This is a genomic window from Streptomyces sp. NPDC090045 (assembly GCF_044747975.1).
Lineage (GTDB): Bacteria > Actinomycetota > Actinomycetes > Streptomycetales > Streptomycetaceae > Streptomyces.
Genome location: NZ_JBIVFA010000009.1, coordinates 26,108 through 46,737, shown reverse-complemented (window position 1 = coordinate 46,737; position 20,630 = coordinate 26,108). Strand labels below are relative to the sequence as shown.

The 20,630-nt window shown below is 76.0% G+C and carries 10 protein-coding genes; 9 read left to right on the top strand and 1 reads right to left on the bottom strand.

The features are described from left to right. Positions 1 to 6: 6 nt before the first annotated feature. The gene (locus ACIPYQ_RS23495) at positions 7 to 900 is read right to left on the bottom strand and encodes a LysR family transcriptional regulator (protein ID WP_401254356.1); all 894 of its coding nucleotides are present in this window, start codon (positions 898 to 900) and stop codon (positions 7 to 9) included. A gap of 482 nt (positions 901 to 1,382) precedes the next feature. On the opposite strand from ACIPYQ_RS23495, the gene ACIPYQ_RS23490 reads away from it, so the two are divergent. Genes ACIPYQ_RS23490 through ACIPYQ_RS23450 form a run of 9 tightly spaced genes read left to right on the top strand, consistent with a single transcriptional unit; the run spans position 1,383 to position 20,625 of the window. Beyond that, positions 1,383 to 8,141, top strand: coding sequence for an SDR family NAD(P)-dependent oxidoreductase (locus ACIPYQ_RS23490; RefSeq protein ID WP_401254353.1), 6,759 nt, complete (start codon positions 1,383 to 1,385; stop codon positions 8,139 to 8,141). Beyond that, on the top strand, positions 8,134 to 12,756 hold the full coding sequence (locus tag ACIPYQ_RS23485) for a beta-ketoacyl synthase N-terminal-like domain-containing protein (protein ID WP_401254350.1): 4,623 nt from the start codon (positions 8,134 to 8,136) through the stop codon (positions 12,754 to 12,756). Before ACIPYQ_RS23490 ends, ACIPYQ_RS23485 begins: the two co-directional genes overlap by 8 nt. Further along, positions 12,746 to 13,066 (top strand): acyl carrier protein, encoded by a 321-nt coding sequence (locus tag ACIPYQ_RS23480; protein ID WP_401254347.1) that lies wholly within the window; start codon positions 12,746 to 12,748, stop codon positions 13,064 to 13,066. The genes ACIPYQ_RS23485 and ACIPYQ_RS23480 overlap by 11 nt, the downstream gene beginning before the upstream one ends. Before the next feature lie 7 nt (positions 13,067 to 13,073). Further along, positions 13,074 to 13,943 (top strand): alpha/beta fold hydrolase, encoded by an 870-nt coding sequence (locus ACIPYQ_RS23475; RefSeq protein WP_401254344.1) that lies wholly within the window; start codon positions 13,074 to 13,076, stop codon positions 13,941 to 13,943. A 2-nt stretch (positions 13,944 to 13,945) separates the two neighbouring features. After that, positions 13,946 to 15,112 carry a glycosyltransferase gene (locus ACIPYQ_RS23470; RefSeq protein ID WP_401255027.1) on the top strand — a complete coding sequence of 389 codons (1,167 nt, stop codon included), beginning with the start codon at positions 13,946 to 13,948 and terminating at the stop codon, positions 15,110 to 15,112. After that, positions 15,109 to 16,977 (top strand): methyltransferase domain-containing protein, encoded by a 1,869-nt coding sequence (locus ACIPYQ_RS23465; RefSeq protein ID WP_401254341.1) that lies wholly within the window; start codon positions 15,109 to 15,111, stop codon positions 16,975 to 16,977. Before ACIPYQ_RS23470 ends, ACIPYQ_RS23465 begins: the two co-directional genes overlap by 4 nt. Further along, positions 16,974 to 18,023 carry a galactokinase gene (locus tag ACIPYQ_RS23460; protein ID WP_401254339.1) on the top strand — a complete coding sequence of 350 codons (1,050 nt, stop codon included), beginning with the start codon at positions 16,974 to 16,976 and terminating at the stop codon, positions 18,021 to 18,023. Before ACIPYQ_RS23465 ends, ACIPYQ_RS23460 begins: the two co-directional genes overlap by 4 nt. Positions 18,024 to 18,061: 38 nt before the next feature. Continuing rightward, complete coding sequence (locus tag ACIPYQ_RS23455) at positions 18,062 to 19,354, top strand: alkaline phosphatase family protein (RefSeq protein WP_401254336.1); 1,293 nt, start codon at positions 18,062 to 18,064, stop codon at positions 19,352 to 19,354. A gap of 20 nt (positions 19,355 to 19,374) precedes the next feature. Next, entirely contained in the window at positions 19,375 to 20,625 is a 1,251-nt protein-coding gene (locus ACIPYQ_RS23450) for an MFS transporter (protein ID WP_401254333.1), read from the top strand. Positions 20,626 to 20,630 lie beyond the last annotated feature (5 nt).

Here is a 20,630-nt window from a genome sequence, read left to right as displayed (position 1 = left end):
GTCCCGTCAGCGCACCGGCTCCCGGACCGGTCCCTTGTGTCCGGCCTGTGCGATGAACGCGCGGGCCGCACGGCTCAGCGGCCGACGGGCGTGGGCGATGCCCACCGGGCGCAGCAGCGGCGGGGTGAAGGAGCGGATCTCGGCCCGGCTCCCGAAGGCCCTCAGCACCACGTCCCGGTACCAGATGAGCGAGCCGCGGCCGTCCGTCACCCCGGTCACCCAGGCGAGGCGTTCGTCGACCTCCAGGGAGGGGACGGGCCGCACCCCGAGGCAGCTGAACATGGCCTCCATCTCGGTGCGCCGGCCGGTCCCCGGGGTGGGCAGGACCATGGGCAGGCCGTCGAGCATGCGCAGCGGCATGGGATGCGGCAGCCGGGAGCCGGCCGGGGAGATCAGCACCACCTCGCGCTCCTGGATGAAGTGGGTGGAGAGCTCCTTGTCGACGGGCAGGTCGACCAGGGCCAACTCCGCCCGCCCCTGGTTCAGTTCCTCGACGAGGACCTCCCTGCTGTCGTGCTGGTGGATGCGGACGTCAACCGTCGGGTGCCGCTCGGTGAAGGCCGCGACCAGATCGGAGGCCAGGTCGAGGGCGAGGGTGGGGGTGGTGACGAGGGTCAGGACGGCCCGGGCGTCCCTGCCGTGCGGGGTCCCGATGTCGTCGATGGCTTCCACCGCGTTGAGCACGGTGCGGGCCAGCCGGACGACCCGGGCCCCCTCCGGCGTGAGGTCCACCCCCCTTCCCCGGCGGGCGAGGAGCTCGACGCCGAGATCGCGTTCCATGGCCTGGACGGCCCGGGACAGGGCGGACTGGGCGACGAAGACCGAGGCGGCGGCGCCGGTGATGGACCGGCAGTCGGCGACGGCGACGAGGTAGCGGAGCTGCGCCAGCGTGGGGGTCATGACCGGACGGTAACCGCGCGAGGCTGTACCTGTAAGGGCTCGTCGGGTGAACAACTGACCGGGTGCGACTCCCCGTTCATGCCCGGTCGGCGGATAGGCATGCCCATGCGGCATGCCCGCAAGGACGCGCCGGACCGGGCCGGGCCGCGGGGTCCGCCCACCCAGGCGGGCAACGTCGCAGGCCACGGCTCGGCCGGGACGGATCGCGGGTCCCATCCGGAGGTACGCCGGGCGGTCCGCGCCCGCCGAGGGAGCGAAGTACCGCACTCCGCATAGCTGTTGACAGTGCACGGCGGTCACCGCACGATGCAACGCGGCATGAGGGTGTTTGACCACTGTTCAAGCCTGCCGCCGCACACCGGCCGAGGTGCGAGACCCCCGCACTCCCCTCCTCGCGCTCTGCCGCTTCCTTGTGCTCTCCGTTCTGCCGTTCTTCCGTCCTGCACTCCGCCATGTCACACAGCACTGGAAGAGGAGCGCCCGTGACCCCCCATCCCCCACAGTCCGCCGCCACCCGCGATCTGGTCGTCGCGGTCAGTCCCTTCGAGGAGCCCCGCCCGGGGATCGTGATCGCCGCCGAACGTGCCGGGTCCCTCGGGCTGCTCGACCTCGGCCGGGACGCGCACGCCGCACGGGACGGCCTCGCGGAGTCGGGCCGCCGGCTCGGCGGCAGCGGCAGGTACGGAGTGCGGGTGCCCGCGGGCTGCCCGCTCGGACCGGAGGAACTGCCGGCCGAGGTGGACACCGTGCTGCTCGCCGACCCCGCCTGGCACACCCCGGATCGGGTGGCCGCGTGGGCGGCGGCCGCCGGGCGGCCCCGGGTGTGGGCCGAGGTGACCAGCCTGGCGGAGGCCACGGCCGCCGTGGCCGCGGGGGCGGACTCGCTCGTCGCCAAGGGCCACGAGGCCGGCGGCCGGGTGGGCTCGGCGACCACCTTCGTCCTGCTCCAGCAGCTGCTCGGGGACCCCTCGGTCCGGGTTCCCGTACGCGCCTGCGGCGGGATCGGCCCGCACACGGCGGCCGCGGCCGTCGCGGGCGGGGCCGCCGGAGTGCTCCTCGACGCCCAACTGGCCCTGACCGTCGAGGGCGAGGCCGGGATACCGGCGGAAGTGGCCGCCGCGCTGCGGGCGATGGACGGTTCCGAGACCCGGCTCGTCGACGGACACCGGGTGTTCGCACGGCCCGACCTCACCCCGCCCGGGGGTCCGGCGCACCTGCTGCTCGGCGCCCGGGACCTGCGGTCGCAGCTGCTGCCCGTCGGACAGGACGGAGCGTGCGCGGCCCGGCTCGCCGAACGCCACCGGACCACCGGCGGTGTGCTCCTCGCCGTACGGGCGGCCGTCCGCGGGCACCTGGAGGAGGCTGCCCGGACCGGGCCGCCGGCCGTCGCGCAGGGCCCGATGACCCGGGTGAGCGACCAGGCGGCCTTCGCCGAGGCGGTCGCCGCGGCGGGCGGGGTCCCGTACCTGGCGCTCGCGGTGATGGAGGGCCCTGACGTACGCCGGCTGCTGGCCGAGACCGCCGAACGGCTCGGGGAGCGCCCCTGGGGCGTGGGGCTGCTCGGCTTCGCCCCGCCCGAGCTGCGGCGGGCGCAGCTGGCGGCCGTGACCGGGGCCCGTCCACCGCACGCGATCATCGCCGGGGGCACCCCGGCGCAGGCGGCCCCGCTGGAGGCGGCCGGGATCCGCACCCACCTGCACGTGCCCTCGCCCGGCCTGCTGGAGCGGTACCTCGCCGAGGGGGCGCGGCGGTTCGTCTTCGAGGGGCTGGAGTGCGGCGGGCACGTCGGGCCGCGCGCCTCGTTCCCGCTGTGGGAGGAGCAGATCGAGCGGCTGCTGTCCTGCCCCGAGCCGGAGGCCCTGGACCTGCTGTTCGCGGGCGGGATCCACGACGAGCGGTCCGCCGCGATGGCGCTGGCGGCCGCGGCTCCGCTGGCCGGGCGCGGCGCGCGGATCGGGGTGCTGATGGGCACCGCGTACCTGTTCACCGAGGAGGCCGTGGCGGCGGGCGCGGTCCTGCCGGGCTTCCAGCGGGCGGCGGTGGAGTGCGCGGACACCGTACTGCTGCGCACCGCGCCCGGGCACGCCACCCGCTGCGCGGACACCCCGTACGCCGAGACCTTCGAGGCGACCCGGCGGCGGCTCGCGGAGAGCGGCGTGGAACCGCGCGAGATGTGGGAGGAGCTGGAGCGGCTCAACCTGGGACGGCTGCGGATCGCCAGCAAGGGCCTGCGGCGCGCGACGGACCGGCTGGAGGCCGTGGACGAGGAACAGCAGTACGCGGAGGGGCTGTTCATGCTCGGGCAGGCCGCGACCCTGCGCACCGCGACCACAACGGTCGCCGCACTGCACGCGCAGGTCACCGAGGGGGCCACCGCACTGCTGGAGCGCCGGGCCCGCGACTTCGCGGACGGCGGGGCGGCGGAGCCGGCCGACCCGCTCGACATCGCCGTGGTCGGCATGGCCTGCGCCTACCCCGGCGCGCCGGACCTCGCCGCCTACTGGGCGATGGTCCTCGCCGGGACGGACGCCGTCACCGAGGTGCCGGCCGACCGCTGGGACCCGGCGCTCTACTACGACCCCGACCCGGCCCGGGCCGGGGAGCGCACTCCGTCGCGCTGGGGCGGGTTCCTCGGCCCGGTGCCCTTCGACGCCCTCGCCCACGGCATCCCGCCCGCCTCCCTCGCCGGGATCGAGCCGGTGCAGCTGCTGGCCCTGGAGATCTCGGCGCGGGCCCTCGACGACGCCGGCTACGGCAGGGAGCGCGCCTTCGACCGCTCGCGGACCTCGGTGGTCTTCGGCGCGGAGGCCGGTACCGAACTGGCGGGCGCGTACGGGCTGCGCGCCCTGCACCCCGCCTACCTGGGCGAGCTGCCGCCCGGCCTGGACGAGCAACTGCCGCGGCTCACCGAGGACTCCTTCCCCGGCATCCTCGCCAACGTCATCGCCGGCCGGGTCGCCAACCGGCTCGACCTGGGCGGGGCGAACTGCACGGTGGACGCCGCCTGCGCCTCCTCCCTCGCCGCCCTGGACCTCTCGTGCCGCCAACTGCGCGACGGGGACAGCGACATGGTGCTGTGCGGGGGCGCCGACGTGCACAACGGGATCAACGACTACCTGATGTTCGCCTCCGTCCGCGCCCTCTCGCCGGGCGGCCGCTGCCGGCCCTTCGACGCGGCCGCCGACGGGATCGCCCTCGGCGAGGGCGTGGGGGCGCTCGTCCTGAAGCGGCTCGCGGACGCGGAGCGGGACGGCGACCGGGTGTACGCCGTGATCAAGGCGGTGGGCTCCGCCAGCGACGGCCGCTCCCTCGGCCTGACCGCCCCCCGCCCGGAAGGACAGCGACGCGCCCTGGAGCGGGCCTACGCACGGGCCGGCATCGCCCCGGCCGAGGTGGGCCTGGTCGAGGCGCACGGCACCGGCACGGTGGTCGGCGACAGCACCGAACTGGCCGTCCTCAGCGACCTGTTCACCGCCTCCGGAGCGTCCGCCGGATCCTGCGCCCTGGGCTCCGTCAAATCCCAGCTCGGCCACACCAAGTGCGCCGCCGGACTCGCCGGACTCATCAAGGCCGCACGGGCCGTCCACACGGGCGTCCGGCCGCCCACCCTGCACATCGACACGCCCAACCCGGCCTGGCAGGCGGAGACCAGCCCCTTCTCCTTCGACACCGAGGCGCGCCCCTGGGCCGTCCCCGCGGAGCGGCGGATCGCCGGAGTGAGCGCCTTCGGCTTCGGCGGCACCAACTACCACGCGGTGCTGGCCGGTTACGGGGGCGCGGAGGAGCCCCGGCACGGCCTGGAGGAGTGGCCGGCCGAGCTGTTCTGCTTCCGCGGCGAGGACCGGAAGGCGGCCGGCCGCGCGATGGCCCGGCTCGCGGCCCGCCTGGAGGAGAACGACTCGGCCGGACGCCCCTGGCCCCTGCGCGACCTCGCGGCGGAAACCGCCACCGGCTCCGGCCCGGTCCAGGTGGCGATCGTCGCGGCCGACCTCGACGAACTGGCGGCCCGCCTCGAACAGGCCCGCACCTTCACCCACGGCACCGGCATCCACGTCAAACGGGAGCACCCGGACGGCCTGACCGCCTTCCTCTTCCCCGGCCAGGGCAGCCAACGCCCGGGCATGCTCAACGAGTTGTTCACGTCCTTCCCCGCCCTGCGCACCCTCCTGGACTCGGCTCCGCCCCCCGTCGTAGCGGCGATGTTCCCGCCGGCGGCCTTCACCGCCGAAGGACGGGCGGCCCAGAAGACCGCCGTCACCGACACCCGCGTGGCCCAGCCGGCCCTGGGACTGGCCGGGGCCGCAGCGCATCTGCTGCTCGGCGAGCTCGGCGTACGCCCGGACTGCGTGGCCGGGCACTCGTACGGGGAGCTCACCGCGCTCTGGGCGGCCGGGGTCTACGACACCGAGAGCCTGCTACGGCTGAGCGCCCGCCGCGCCGAGGCGATCCTGGAGGCCGCCGGCGCGGACCCGGGCACCATGGCGGCCGTCTCGGCGACACCGGACGAGGTCGCCGCACGCACCGGATGCACCATCGCGAACCACAACGCCCCCCGCCAGTGCGTCATCTCCGGCCCCACGCCCACCGTCAAGGAGGCGGTCTCCGCACTCCGCGAGGCGGGACTCTCGGCAGAACCCCTCCCGGTGGCCTGCGCCTTCCACAGCGAAGTGGTGTCGGAGGCATCGCAGGCCCTCGCCACGGCCCTGTCCGAAACACCGATGGCAGCTCCCACCACCCCCATCTGGTCGAACACCACAGGCGGCAGGTATCCGACATCACCGGCGGAAATCCAGGACCTCCTGGCCCGCCAGGTCGCGGAGCCGGTCCGGTTCGTCGACGAGGTGGAGGCCATGTACGCGGCCGGCGTCCGCACCTTCGTGGAGGCGGGCCCCGGCCGCGTCCTCACCGCCCTGATCGGCCGCATCCTCTCCGACCGCCCCCACACCGTGGTCCCCCTGGACATCCCGGGCGAACACGGCCTCGTCCGCCTGGTCACAGCCCTGGCGGAACTGATCTCGGCAGGCGTGGCGATATCACCAGAGGCCCTGTTCCGCGGTCGCACCTCCCGCCTCCCGGAGCGCGCCCCGCGCCGCCCGGGCTGGCTGGTGGACGGCCACCTGGTCCGCACGGCGGCCGGCACCCCGGTCCCCGGCGGCCTCCGCCCGGCCCAACGCGTGGCCGCGCCGGACCACGACACGACCACGAACGGAGGCACGGGCATGACCTCAGGTACCAGTACGGGCAGGTCGGCAGGTCACGAGGAAGCGGTCCTGGAATACCTCCGCAGCACCCGCGAACTGGTCGCCGCTCAGCGGGACGTCCTCCTGGGCTACCTGGGGCTGCCATCCCATGGGCCGGAGACCACGTCCGCCGGGGCAGGGAGCGTGCCGGGGCGATCCCCGCAGGGCGCCGAACGCCATGTGGCCCGGCCCGCCGACCCCCCGACACGTTCGGCGTCCGAGGAGACGCCCCGGCGGGCGCCCGGCCCCACCCCTCTCACGGACCCCGGCGAAACCGCGCCCCCCGCCCGGTCCCCCGAGGCGGTCATGGAGGTCGTCCTGGAGATCGTCCACACCCGGACCGGATACCCCCTGGACATGCTCGACCCCGGCCTGGACCTGGAGGCGGACCTCTCCATCGACTCGATCAAGCGCGTGGAGATCATCGGCGCCCTGGCCGACCGGATCGGCCTCCCCCAGGACCCGGGCGGCTCCGCGGTCGAGGAGCTCTCCCGGATCAAGACCCTGCGCGCCATAGTCGACTGGATCACCACGCACACGGCAGCACAGCCGACCTCGCATCCAGCACCCCAGGCCCAGCCGGCCACACCCCCACTCACCCGCCTCCGCGTCGACACCGTCCCCGCACCCCCCGCCACCCCGGACCCGGAAGCCCTCCGCGGCCTGCGGATCGGCGTGGTCGACGACGGCCAGGGCCTCGCCCGGGCACTCTCCACGGCACTGGAGGCGTACGGGGCCGAGCCGCACCCCCTCACCGAACCCGAGCCCGGTTTCGACGCCATCGTCGACCTGACCGGTCTGCGGACCGGCTCGGAGCCCGTCCTCCCGCAGCTCTTCCCCGCACTGCGCCGCGTCCTGACGGACGGAACGCACCGGCTGCTCCTCGTCACCACACCCGGCGCCCCCGCCGCCGGCCTGCACGGCTTCGCCCGCAGCGCCGCCCTCGAATTCCCCGGCACACTCGTCCGCGCCGTGGACGTCCACCCCAAGGAGGCGCCCGAACAGGTCGCCGCACAACTCCTCGCAGAACTGAGCTGCACCACCCCCCACGCGTCCGTCGGCTACACCACGGAGGGCACCCGCACCACACGCACCCCCGTGGCGGCCCCCCTCACCCCGGATGGAGGCACCGCGCAGCCCCTCGGCCCCGACTCCGTCGTCCTGCTCACCGGCGGGGCCCGCGGCATCACCGCCCGCACCGCCCTGGCCCTGGCCCACGCCACGGGTTGCCACATCGAACTCCTGGGCCGCACCCCGGAACCCGCCTCCAACTCCGCCGACGAGTTCGCCCAGGCCCAGGACCGGGTCGCCCTCCGCGCCGCCCTGATCGCGGCAGGGCTCCGTACGCCCGCGGAGATCGAGGCCGCGGCCTCGCGGATCCTCGCCGAGCGCGAGGTGCGCGCCACCCTGGCCGCTCTCACCGCGGCCGCCGCCTCCGTCCGCTACCACTGCGCGGACGTCACCGACGAGCGGGCCGTACGGGCCGTCGTGGCCGACGTACGGGAGCGCCACGGCCGGCTCGACGGCATCGTGCACGGCGCCGGAGTCCTGCGCGACGGCCTGCTGAGCGACAAGCAACCGGCCGACTTCACCCAGGTGTTCACCACGAAGGTGGCCGGCGCCCGGCACCTGGCGGCCGCGGCCGCCGAACACGGCTCGGCGCCCGCCCCCCGCTTCCTGGCCCTGTTCGGGAGCGTGGCCGGGGTCTACGGCAACCGCGGCCAGACCGACTACGCCGCGGCCAACGACGCCCTCGACGGCCTCGCGCACAGCTGGGCGGAGTCCTTCCCGGGCCGGGTGCTGTCGGTCGACTGGGGCCCCTGGGCCGCGGAGGCGGGCGGGATGGTCACCCCCGAGCTGGAGCGTGCGTACGCCCGGCGCGGCATCCCGCTCATCGATCCGGCGGCCGGCACCGCCGCGTTCCTCGCCGAACTGTCGCACGGGACCGACGTACAGGTGGTCCTGATGGCAGCGGAACAGGAGGACGGTGGCCGTGAGTAACCGACGGAGCGGCACCGGCCCCCGCCCCACCGACGCCGCCATCGTCGGCATGGGCGCGGTCTTCCCCGGCGCCCCCGACCTGGCCGCCTACCGCCGCAACCTCCTCGCCGGTACGGACTCCATCGGCGAGGTCCCGCCGGACCGCTGGGACCCCGAGGTGTACTACGACCCCACCTCGGGACCCAACGCGGGATCCGCCCCGGGACCCGCCGCCGGCGACCGCTTCTACTGCCGCAGGGGAGGCTTCGTCGACGGCTTCGCCGCCTTCGACCCGACCCGGTTCGGGATCATGCCGGCCGCCGTGGAGGGGGCCGAGCCGGATCAGATGCTGGCCCTGCACGCGACGGCGGAGGCGATCGCCGACGCGGGCGGCGAGGACCGGCTGCCGGCCGACCGCTCGCGGATCGGGGTGGTGCTGGGCCGCGGCGGTTTCATGGGTGTGGCCACCGCCCGTCTCGACCAACGGGTGCGTACCGCACACCAGTTGGCGCAGACCCTGCGGGAGCTGGCGCCGGAGCTGGGCGAGCGGCGGATCGCGGCGGTGCGCTCGGCCTTCCAGGACGCGCTGGGGCCGGAGCGGCCGGACGCCTCGATCGGGCTGGTGCCGAGCTTCACGGCCGCCCGGACCGCGAACCGGCTGGACTTCCGCGGCCCCGCCTACACCCTGGACGCGGCCTGCGCCTCCTCCCTCCTGGCGGTGGACCAGGCGGTGGGACTGCTGGCCTCGGACCGCTGTGACGCGGTGGTCGCGGGGGCGGTGCACCACTGCCACATCGCGACGCTGTGGAGCGTGTTCACTCAGTTGCGGGCGCTGAGTCCGAGCGAGCGGATCCGGCCCTTCGACCGGAGGGCCGACGGGACCCTGCTGTCCGAGGGGACCGGGGTGGTGCTGCTGAAGCGGCTGGCCGACGCGCAGCGGGACGGCGACCGCGTGTACGCGGTGATCCGCGGGACGGGCGTGGCGGGGGACGGCCGTGCGGCGAGCCTGATGAGCCCCCTGGTCGCTGGCCAGGTACAGGCCCTGGAGCGGGCCTGGCGGCAGGCCGGACTGGATCCGCGGGCGCCGGGCGCGCTGGGCCTGCTGGAGGCGCACGGGACGGGCACCCCGGTCGGCGACGCGGCCGAACTGGACACCCTGGCCCGGGTGTTCGGCCCGACGGAGCCGGGCGACCGGCTCGGCATCGGCTTCGGTTCGGTGAAGTCGATGCTCGGGCACACCATGCAGGCCTCGGGCATGGCCGGGCTGATCAAGGCCGCGCTCGCGGTGCACGAGGGGGTGCTGCCGCCGACGCTGCACCTGGAGGAGCCGCACCCGGACCTGGCGCGGACCCGGATGCGGCCGGTGACGGCGGCGGAGCCGTGGGAGCGGGGGCCGGCGCCCCGCCGGGCCGGGGTCAACGCGTTCGGCTTCGGCGGGATCAACGCGCACGTGATCCTGGAGGAGGCCCCGGCGGGCGCGCGCCCGCCGCTTCCGGTGCGGCGGTTCCTGCCGCTGGGGGCCACGGCCGCGCCGGTGGGGCCGGCCGCGCGGGCCGACGTACTCCTGATCGGCGCGGACACGCCGGCGGAGCTGTCGGCCCGGCTGGCGTCCGGTCCCCCCGCGTCCGGTGGGGACGGGCCCTGCCGGGTCGCGGTGGTCGGCCCGACGCCGCAGCGGCTGGCGCTGGCCGCGAAGGTGGTGGCGCGGGGCCGGCCGTGGCGGGGGCGCGGGGACGTGTGGTTCACACCGGAGCCGCTGGGGGGCCGGGTGGCGTTCCTGTTCCCGGGCCTGGAGCCGGAGTTCGCCCCCGTGGTCGACGACGTCGCGGACCGGCTCGCGCTGGCGCCGCCCCGGCTCACCCGGGGCGCGACCCTCGTGGAACGGGCCCTGGACGCAATCGCGACGGGCCGCTTCTTCGCCCGGGTGCTGCCCGGACTCGGCATCGAGGCCGATGTGCTGGCCGGCCACAGCCTGGGCGAGTGGGCGGCGATGGTGGCCGCCGGAATGTATCCGCAGGAGGCGGCCGACACCTTCCTGGACTCGCTGCAGCCGGACGATCTGCGGGTCCCCGACCTCGTGTACGCCGCACTGGGCTGCGGCGCCCGGCGGGCCGAGGCGGCCTTGCACGGCCTGAACGCGGTGGTGGTCAGCCACGACAACTGCCCGCACCAGTCGGTGATCTGCGGGGATCCGGACCAAGTGGCGTCCGTGGTGGAGCGGTTGCGCGCCGACGGGGTGCACGGCCAGGAACTGCCGTTCCGTTCGGGCTTCCACACCCCCATGTGGGAGCCGTACCTCGGCCAGGTCCGTGCCGCCTTCGGCCGGCTGCCGCTGAGGTCCGGCTCGCTCCCGGTGTGGTCGGCGACCACGTGCGCGCCGTTCCCGCCCGACCCGCAAGAGGTGCGGGACCTGGTGATCCGCCATCTCCTGGAGCCGGTCCGCTTCCGCGAGTTGACGCTGCGGCTGTACGAGGAGGAGGGCGTGCGCAGCTTCGTCACACTCGGGCCGGGCAGCCTGCCGGGCTTCGTCGAGGACACCCTGCGCGAACGTCCCCACCTCTCGGTGTCGACCTCCTCCCCCCGGCTGCCGGGCCTGGCGGCCCTCAGCCGCACGTGCGCCGCGCTGTGGGCCGAGGGGTACGCACCGCGCTGGGGGCTCCTGGCCGAGGCGGCCCCGGCGGCCGGTTCGCCGCCGCGCCCCGGCCCGGCCGCACCGCGGCCGGCACCCGCCGGACCGGGGCTCCGCATGCCACTGGACCTGGGGTCCCCGCTGGTCCGCCTGGGCGAGGCGGCCCGCGGCTCCCTCAGCGGCCTCCTCACGCCGGCCGCTGCCGCCCAGGCCCCGGCCCCGGCGGCGCCCCCTCCCCCGGGGGTGCGGCCGGTGTTGCTCTCCGCCCTGGACGCGGTGCTGGCCGATGCCGGCTCGGCCGCCCGGGCCGTGACCGACGCCTGGTCGGCCGCAGGACCGCCGAAGGTCCCGGCAGAAACACGGGCCCGGGCACAGGCACGGCCGCCGGCCCAGGAACGCCTGCGGCTCTCCCTCGCCGCGCTGCCCTACGTACGCGACCACTGCGTGTACCTCCAGCCCGACGGCTGGCCGGAGGACTCCGACCGGTTCCCCGTCGTGCCCATGACCACCATGCTGGAACTGGCCGCCGACGCCGCCCGGCGGCACGCCCCGCCCGGCCTCGCCGTCGTCGGCTACGAGGACGTACGGGCCCTGCGGTGGCTCGCCGTCGAGCCGGCCGTCGACGTCGAGGTCCGCGTCCGCGGTGACGGGCCCGGCCGGCTGCACGTCACCCTCGGGGAGTACGCCTCGGTGGTGGTGCTGCTCGGCGAGCGGTACGGGGAGCCGCCCGCGCCCGACGGCACCCCGCTGCGCGACCCCGGGCCCGCGCCCGTCAGCGCCGCGGCCCTGTACCGGGACCGCTGGATGTTCCACGGGCCGCGCTTCGCCGGGGTCCACGAGGTGCGGACCGTCGGCTCGGACGGCATCCACGGCGTACTGCGGGCCCTGCCCGACCCGGGCGCGCTCCTCGACGCCGCCGGACAGCTCTTCGGGCACTGGATGCAGCTGCGGCTCCCGGTGGACCGGCTGGTCTTCCCGGCCACCGTGGACCGCATCCGGTTCTTCGGGCCGCCACCGGCCCCGCAGGATCTGGTCACCGCCACCGCCCGGATCCGCGAGGTGCACGACGTCACCGTGCGCGGCGACCTCGAACTGCGCCGGGCCTCCGGCGGGGTGTGGGCCCGGATCGAGGGCTGGACGTACCGCCGGTTCGGCGCCGACGAGCGGGTCTGGCCGATGAAGTTCACCCCGGAGGTCTGCGGGATCGGCGAGCCCCGGCCCGAGGGCTGGTGCCTGGCCCGGCGCCGCTGGACCGATCCCGCCTCGCAGGAGCTCGTGATGCGCCGCTACCTGGGCGCCCCCGAGCGGGCCGCCTACGAGCGGCTGTCGCCGCGGGCCCGGGCGCCCTGGCTGCTGGGCCGGATCGCGGCCAAGGACGCCCTGCGCGGGCTCTTGTGGGACGGCGGGGCCGGGCCGGTGTTCCCGGCGGAGGTGCCCATCGGCAACGATCCGGCCGGCCGGCCGCTCGCCGAGGGCCCGCTGACCCGGGGCCACCGGCTGTCCATCGCCCACAAGGACCGGATCGCGGTCGCCCTCGCCGACCCCGCGCGGCCGGTCGGCATCGACGTGGAGCCGGTGACCGCCGACCCGGACGCGCTGATCCGGATCGCCCTCGGGCCGGACGAACTCCGCCTCGCCGAACGGCTGGCGGCCCGCGGGGGCACCGGTCTGCCGGCCGCGCTCACCGCCCTGTGGTGTGCCAAGGAGGCCGCCGCCAAGGCGGACGGCGGCGGGCTGGGCGGGCGGCCGCGGGACTGGCGGGTGACCGGTGATCCCGATTCCGGCGCCCTGCTCGTGACGTCCCCGGACGGGCACCCGTACCCGGTCCGCACGACCCGGCTCGGCACACCTCTCGCCGACTCGCCGCTCACCGCCACGCTCCCCACCACGATCACCGCCGCGCCGGCCGACCCGTCCCCGCCCGACCACGTCGTCGCCTGGACCGCCCACTCGACCGCGCCCTCCCCCGTCCCCTTCCACCTCACGGAGAACCGTCATGGCAACTGACATCCTCGCCGAGATCACGGGCATGCTCGTGGAGATCGTCGGCGACGAGTACCTCCTCGCGGAGGAGGTCACGATGAAGACGACGTTCAACGAGGACCTCGCCCTGGAGAGCATCGAGTTCGTCGCCCTCGCCGAGCTGCTCCACCACCGCTACGGCGCCGGCGTGGACCTGATGGGCTTCCTGGCGGAGAAGGACATGGACGCCATCCTGGCCATGTCCGTCGGTGAACTCGTCACCCACATCGGCCGGATCACGCACACCTCCCTGGCCCGGGTCTCGGCGGGCGGCTCGCCCGCGTCGGCCGGCTGAGCCCGCCATGGCCGTCGTCCTCGCCAACTCCCTGCGCTTCCACGTCCAGCGGCTCCCGGCCGCCGACGGAGCCGACGCCCCGGACCGCCCCGTCGTGGTCTTCCTGCACGGGCTGGTCGTCGACAACCTCTCCTCCTTCTACTGCCCCCTGGCCGTGCCGGTGGCCCGGGCCGGGCACGAGGCCGTCCTCTACGACCTGCGCGGCCACGGCCGTACCGAGCGCCCGGCCTCCGGCTACGACGGCCGCACCGCCGTACGCGACCTCTTCGCCCTGCTCGGCGCGCTGGGCCTCGGGCAGCGCCCGGTCCACCTGGTCGGCAACAGCTACGGCGGGACCCTCGCCCTGCACGCCGCCCTGGCCCGGCCCGACCTCGTCGCCGGGCTCACCCTCCTCGAACCCCCGCTCGGCGGGGCGTGGGTGGAGAACATGGTGGACACCCTGTCGGCGGCCGCGCTCAGCCTGGAGGACAGCCCGGTCCCCGCCGAGCTGCTCACCCTGCGCCTGCGCAAGGCCGCCAACCTCACGGCCATCGCCGACGCCCTCCTCAACCGCACCACGCTCATCGACGACATCGCCGCGAGCCGCGCCTTCACCCCGGCCGACTACGCCCGGCTGCGCTGCCCGGTCCTGACCGTCTGCGGCGAGCACTCCGAACTGGTGCCGGGGGCCCGGGAGCTGGCCCGTCACGCCCCGCGGGGCGCGCTGCGGATCCTGCCGGACCTGGGGCACGACGTGCTGAAGGAGAGCAGCGGGGTGCTGCGGGAGTCCGTACTGGCCCATCTCGACGCGACGGCCGCACCGGCTCCGGCGAACCCGACCGCCACGACGACGACGGCGGCAGCGGTACGGCCGCGGGCGGGAGCGCTGGTCCGGTGAAGGTGCTGTTCACCGTGCCCCCGCTGGCGGGGCACGTCAATCCGACCGTGGCCGTCGGGGCCGAACTGGCGGCCCGGGGGCACGAGATCGCCTGGGCCGGGCCGGCCTCCGCACTGGCCCGGCTGCTGCCCGCGCAGGCGCGGATCCTGCCGGCCGGCGAGGAGGCGGGCGGCGGGTACGCGGCGCTGCACGAGCGCTGGCGGGATCTGCGCGGGGTGGGGGCGCTGCGGTTCCTGTGGGAGGAGGCGCTGGTGCCGCTGGCCCGGGCGATGGTGCCGGGGGTGGAACGGGCCGTCCGGGCGTTCGGGCCGGACGTGATGGTCGCCGACCAGCAGGCCCTGGCCGGGCCGCTGGTCGCCCGGCGGCTCGGCGTCCCGTGGGCGACCTCCGCCAGCACCTCGGCCGAACTGACCCGGCCCTTCGCCGACTTCCCGAAGGTCGGGGAGTGGGTGGCCGGGCAGGTCTCCGGCCTGCTCGCGGAGTTCGGTGACGCGGCGCGGGAGCAGGGGGGCTGGGACCCGCGGTTCTCGGAGCGGCTGGTCCTGGTCTTCTCCACCCCCGAACTCGTCGGAACGGCCGGCGAGTTCCCGGCGCACCACGCCTACGTCGGACCGGCCTTCGGGGCCCGTCCGGTCCCTCCGGGCTTCCCCTGGCAGCGGCTGGACCCGGCGCGGCGGCGGGTGCTGGTGTCCCTGGGCACCCTCAACCAGGAGGCCGGTGCCCGCTTCTACGGGGCGGTGCTGGGAGCCGCCGAACGGCTCGCCGGGGAGGTCCAGTTCGTGCTGGCGGCGCCCTCCGCGCTGATCGGGCCGGTGCCCGGCCACGTACTGCTCCAGGAGAGCGTGCCGCAGCTGGACCTGCTGCCGCACCTGGACGCGGTGGTCTGCCACGCCGGCCACAACACCGTCTGCGAGGCCCTCGCGCACGGGCTGCCGCTGGTCGTCGCCCCGATCCGGGACGACCAGCCGATCGTGGCCCGGCAGGTGGTCGAGGCCGGGGCCGGAATCCGGGTGCGCTTCGGCAGGACCCGGGCCGAGGAACTGCGCGACGCGCTCACGGCCGTGCTGGACGATCCCGGCCCCCGCCGGGCAGCCCGGCGGATCCAGGCCTCATTCGCCGCGGCGGGCGGGGCTGCCGCCGCGGCCGACCGGTTGGAGAAACTGCTATGACGCCACCCCCGCTCTCCCGGGTCCGGTGGACCTCCGCGGTGTTACTGGCCGCACTCGCCGCGGGCACCGTACGCGCCGGGCGCCGGCTGCGGGCGATCCCGGTGCTGCCCGTGACCCCGCCCGCGGCGGCCGGCGTGCCGCGGCCGGCCGGATGGCGGCTGCTCACCGCCCGCGGCGTCGAGCCCGACGCGGCCACCTTCCTCGCCGCCTGCGCGCACGCCGAAGGGGAGGGACTGCGGGTGCTGGACCTGCTGCCCGCGGACCTGGCCGCCGAGCGGGCGCTGGGGCTGCTGCGGCTGGTCGATCCCGCCCGGTACCGGTGGGACCGGCTCGGCGAGGGGCGCGGGGCCGGGTTCGCCGTTCTCGTCGCCGAGGAGGTGCTGGCGCGGGCAGGGGTGGATCCGGTCGGGCCGCGCCCGCAGCCGGCGGAACTCCTGGCGCTGACCCGCAGGTTGAAGGAGTACGCCGCCGACGCGACGGGCCTGGCCATCGCCCCCGGCCTGAGCTGTGGGGCGCCCGACGAGCCCCGGGGACCGGCGCGGGTCGCCGAGCTGCGGGCCCAGGGGCTGCCGCCGGGGGCGCTGGCCGCCGCACAGCTCGGCGGGCTGGCGCTGCTGGCGGGTGTCGCACTGCGCCAGGGCCGGTGGGGCGCGGCCGCGGCCGGGCTGTACTGGCTCCAGCCGTACCTCGCCCTGGGCGGGCCGGGCTCCCCGCTGCGGCCCGCCGATCTGGCCCGGGCCACCGCGGCCCGGCCGCTGCGCTCCCTCGGCGCCGCCCTGCGTACGGCCGCGGCGGCCGGCCGGGACGCGACCGGCGAGGACCACGCGCGGGACACCGCGCGCGCCGCCGCCTATCGGGCCGAACTGGGCGCCGGCGTCGCGCACTTCCTCGAACCGCGCCGCCCGGACTGCCCGTGGTGCGGCTCCGGCCGACTCGCCGTCCGGGTCCGGGTGCCCGACCTGCTCCAGGGCAAGCCGGGCCTCTTCACCCTGGAGCAGTGCGGGGAGTGCGGGCACGTCTTCCAGAACCCCCGACTGACCCCGGAGGGCCTGGAGTTCTACTACCGGGACTTCTACGACGGGCGCGGCGGCGAGGGCGCGGGCACGGTCTTCGGAAGGCTGGGCGCCGCCTACCGGGGGCGGGCCGAGATGCTCCTCCCGCACGCCGAGCCGTTGTCCTGGCTCGACGTGGGCACCGGGCACGGCCACTTCTGCAACGCGGCGCGGGCCGTCTGGCCGCGGACCCGGTTCGACGGGCTCGACATGGGCGACGGGGTCCGCGAGGCGGAGCGCCGCGGCTGGGTGGAGACCGGATACCAGGGCCAGTTCCCGGAGTTCGCGTCGAAGCTGGCGGGCCAGTACGAGGTGGTCAGCATGTACCACTACCTGGAACACACCCGGGATCCGCTGGCCGAACTGGACGCGGCGGCCGCCGTCCTGGCCCCCGGCGGGTTCCTGACCATCGAGCTGCCCGACCCCGAATCACGGATGGCGCGGCTGCTCGGCCCGGCGTGGCTGCCCTGGTTCCAGCCCCAGCACCAGCACCTGGTGCCCGCCGCGAACCTGCGCGAGGCACTCGCCGACCGGGGGTTCACCGTCCTCGCCGAGGAGCACGGACCGGCCCACCAGGGCAACGACTTCTTCGGCGCGGTGGCGCTCACCGCGACGCGGCTGGCCCCGGACCCGGACCGCCCGTGGGCTCCCCCGGCCACGGCCGGCGCCCGGGCCCTCGCCCACGCCGTCCGGCTGGCCGTCCTGCCGGCGTTCGCGGGCGCGGCGGCACTCGACGCCCTGCGCACGGCGGCGGCCCACCGCACGGACGGCGGCAACGCCTACCGCATGCTGGCCCGCAAGGACGTCCCGTGACGGCCCCGGAAGCCCCCGGGCCGCGCACCGCGGGTGCCGCACATCCAGTCTCGCCTGGGGGTACCCCCGGACGGAGTCCGAGGGAGTTCGAGGCGCGGGGTCCTGGGCGGAGCCCCGGTCTCCGCCCGGGCGGGACGGAGCCCCCCGGCCCCGCCGGAGGCAACCTGGCGCGGCGGGCCACCGCCGATCCGCTGTTCCGGCTCGTCGCCTACGCGCTGGAGGCCGCGCACGGACGGCCCCCCACCGCCGTGTGGAGCGCGCCGTACGCCTTCCACCTGGGCTCCCCCGGGCTGGTAGCGGCGGCCGGCTGGCCCACGGCCGCCGCCGCGGCCCCGCGCACCGACGGCCTGGTGCGGCTCAGCTCCCTCGCCCACCCCGCGGACAGCTGCGATCTGCCGCTGACGCTGTCCGGGCCGCCGCCCGCCGCACCCGACTGGGCCGTGCGGCCGTACACCGTGCTGCGGGCGCTGGCCCGCGCCGGTCACGGCCCCGGCGGGACGGACCTGCACGTGCAGGGTTCGCTCACGGGGGCCGCCGGCCTGGCCACGGCGGAGCCCGCCGAGTGCGCGGTGGCGCTGGCGGTGGCCGACGTGCACGCGGCGGCGGGTGAGCGGCCGGACCGCGCGGACCTGGCCCGGCTGCTGGCCGACGCCCTGCCCGACGGGGACGACGGACTGCGCCGCTCGGTGCTCTTCGCCCGGCCGGGCCGGGCCCTGCTGGTGGGTCCGGAGCCCCGGAGGCGGCAGCGGTACGTGCCCTTCGATCCGGCGTCCTCGGGGGCGCGGCTGGTCCTGGTCGCCGTCCGGGGCGAGGCCGCGGACCGGTCGCGGGAACTGGCCCGGGCGGTGTCCTGCGCCCGGCGGGCCGGTGCGCTGAGCGCCTGGCAGCCCGGGCCCCGGCCGGGGCGGAGCGTACTGGTGCTGCTGCCCGAGGCACGACTGACGGCGGTGCGGGCCGCGGTCGCGGAGGACTTCCGCGGCCGGGGCCGGCCCGTACCGCGCTTCCTGAACATCGCCGTGGCCGGTGCGGCGCGGCGCGAGGAATGACACCGGGTCGCTGGACCCACGACAGGGAGGAAACACCCATGCCCACCCCCTCACCATCACCCTCGTCCAGGGCCGAGCTGAGACGCCGGACCCGCTGGTCGTCGCTCGTGGCCGGGCTCGGCGCGCTCGGCCTGCTGGGCGCCTTCACCGTGGCCAACTCGCAGGCGGCGCAGAGCGCTCCGGCCGCTCCAGCGGCGGCCGCGGCCGCGCTGCCGACGTACGACCACGTGGTGGTCGTCGTGTACGAGAACAAGCAGTACGGGGAGATCATCGGCAGCGCGAACGCCCCGTACATCAACCAGCTGGCGAACGGCGGCGCGAGCCTGACCGGCATGAAGGCGCTGACCCACCCCAGCCAGCCGAACTACTTCAACCTCTTCTCCGGTGCCACCCAGGGCATCACGGGCGACGGCTGCTACACCCCGCAGTCGATGACGGCTCCGAACCTCGGCCAGGAGCTGATCGCCGCGGGCAAGACCTTCGCGACGTACAACGAGGACCTGCCGAGCGAGGGGTCCACGGCCTGCACGAACGGCCAGTACGCGCAGAAGCACAACCCGTGGTTCGCCTTCAAGAACGTGCCGCTGAACACCGGCAAGACCTGGGCGCAGTTCCCGCAGAACAACTTCGCGGCGCTGCCGCACCTCTCCTTCGTGGTCCCCAACCAGTGCAACGACATGCACTCGTGCTCCGTGAACACCGGAGACACCTGGACGAGGAACAATTTCGACGCCTACGCCCAGTGGGCCAAGGCCAACAACAGCCTGCTGGTGCTCACTTGGGACGAGGACAACTACCTCGGCTCGAACCAGATCGCCACCGTCTTCCACGGGGCGAAGGTCAAGACGGGCAAGTACGCCACCGCCTTCAACCACCACCACCTGCTGCGGACCTTCGAGGACCTCTTCGGCACGGCGACGCACGCGGGCAACGCGGCCAACGTCCAGCCGATCACCGAGGTGTTCGAGACCTCGACGGAGCCCACCCCGACCCCCACGCCCACGCCGACCCCCACCCCCACCCCGACACCGACCCCGACCCCCACGCCGACCCCCACCCCCACTCCGGGTGATCTGAAGCTGGCCAGCCCCGGCCCGCAGACCTGCAAGTTCAACCAGTCCTGCACCATCCAGCTCGCCGCCACCGGCGGCAAGCCCGCCTACCGGTACGCGGCCACCGGCCTGCCCTGGGGCCTGACGGTCGACGCCGGCTCGGGACGCATCTCCGGCAAGCCCTGGGGCAGCGGCACGGTCCAGATCACGGCGACGGTCACCGACACCACCGGCACCACGGTCACCGCCGCGTTCCCGCTCACCATCAACTGGTTCTAGCCGCTCCCGAGGAGGCATCCGTGTACCTGTCGACCAGCCGGGCCGCGGACATCGCCGGGGACACCCCGGCTCCGAAGGGCCCCCTGCGGGCCGTCCCCGGCACGGTGTTCGCGCTCGGACTGGTCAGCCTGGTCACGGACGTCTCCGCGGAGATGGTCACCGCGGTCCTGCCGCTGTACCTGATGGCCGGACTCGGCATGTCCCCGCTGGCGTTCGGCGCCCTGGACGGGCTTCACCAGGGCGCCACCGCGCTGCTGCGCCTCGCGGGCGGCCGGATCGCCGACCGAACCCACCGCCGCAAGCTCGTCGCGGGCACCGGCTACGCGCTCTCCGCCGTGTGCAAGGCCGCGCTGCTCGCCGTCACCACCCCCTGGTCGGTCGCCGCGGTGCTGGCCGCCGACCGGACCGGCAAGGGCCTGCGCACCGCCCCGCGCGACGCGCTGATCTCGCTGTCCGTCCCGCCACAGGAGCAGGGCCGCGCCTTCGGGGTGCACCGCGCGCTGGACACGGCGGGCGCACTGCTGGGGCCGCTGGCCGCGTTCGGGGTGCTGTGGGTGGCGGTGGACGGGTACGAGGCCGTGTTCACCGTCAGCTGCTGCATCGCCGTGCTGGGTGTGGTGCTGCTCGCCCTCTTCGTACGGGAGGCCCCCGCGCCCGCCCCGGCCGCGCCCCGGACCCCGCCGCCCCCCGTACGCACCCTGCTCCGGCTCTCCGGCCTGCGGCGGCTGTGCCTGACGGCTGCCGTGCTCGGCCTGTTCACCGTCGGCGACGCCTTCCTCTACCTGCTGCTCCAGCGCCGGCTCGACCTGTCGGCCGCGCACTTCCCGCTGCTGCCCGTGGGCACGGCCGCCGTGTTCCTGCTGGCCGCGCTGCCCGTGGGCCGGCTCGCCGACCGGCTGGGGCGCCACCGGGTCTTCCTCGGCGGGCACGTGCTGCTCCTCGGCGCCTGCCTGCTGCTCCTGGCCCCGGTACCGGCCGGGGCGCCGCTGGTCGCGGGGGTGCTCGCCCTGCTCGGCCTGTTCTACGCGGCCACCGACGGGGTGCTGATGGCCGCCGCCGGGCCGCTGCTCCCGGCCGGACTGCGGACGACCGGGCTCGCGGTGCTCCAGACCGCGCAGGCGCTGGCCCGGTTCGCGGGTTCGCTGCTCTTCGGCGCGGCCTGGACCCTGTGGGGGCCGGGCCAGGCGCTGGGCCTGGCGGCGGGCGGGCTGCTGCTGTCCCTGACGGCGGTCGCCGTGTCCGGGGGGACGCGGGCGGGGCAGCCGTCGTAGGGTCG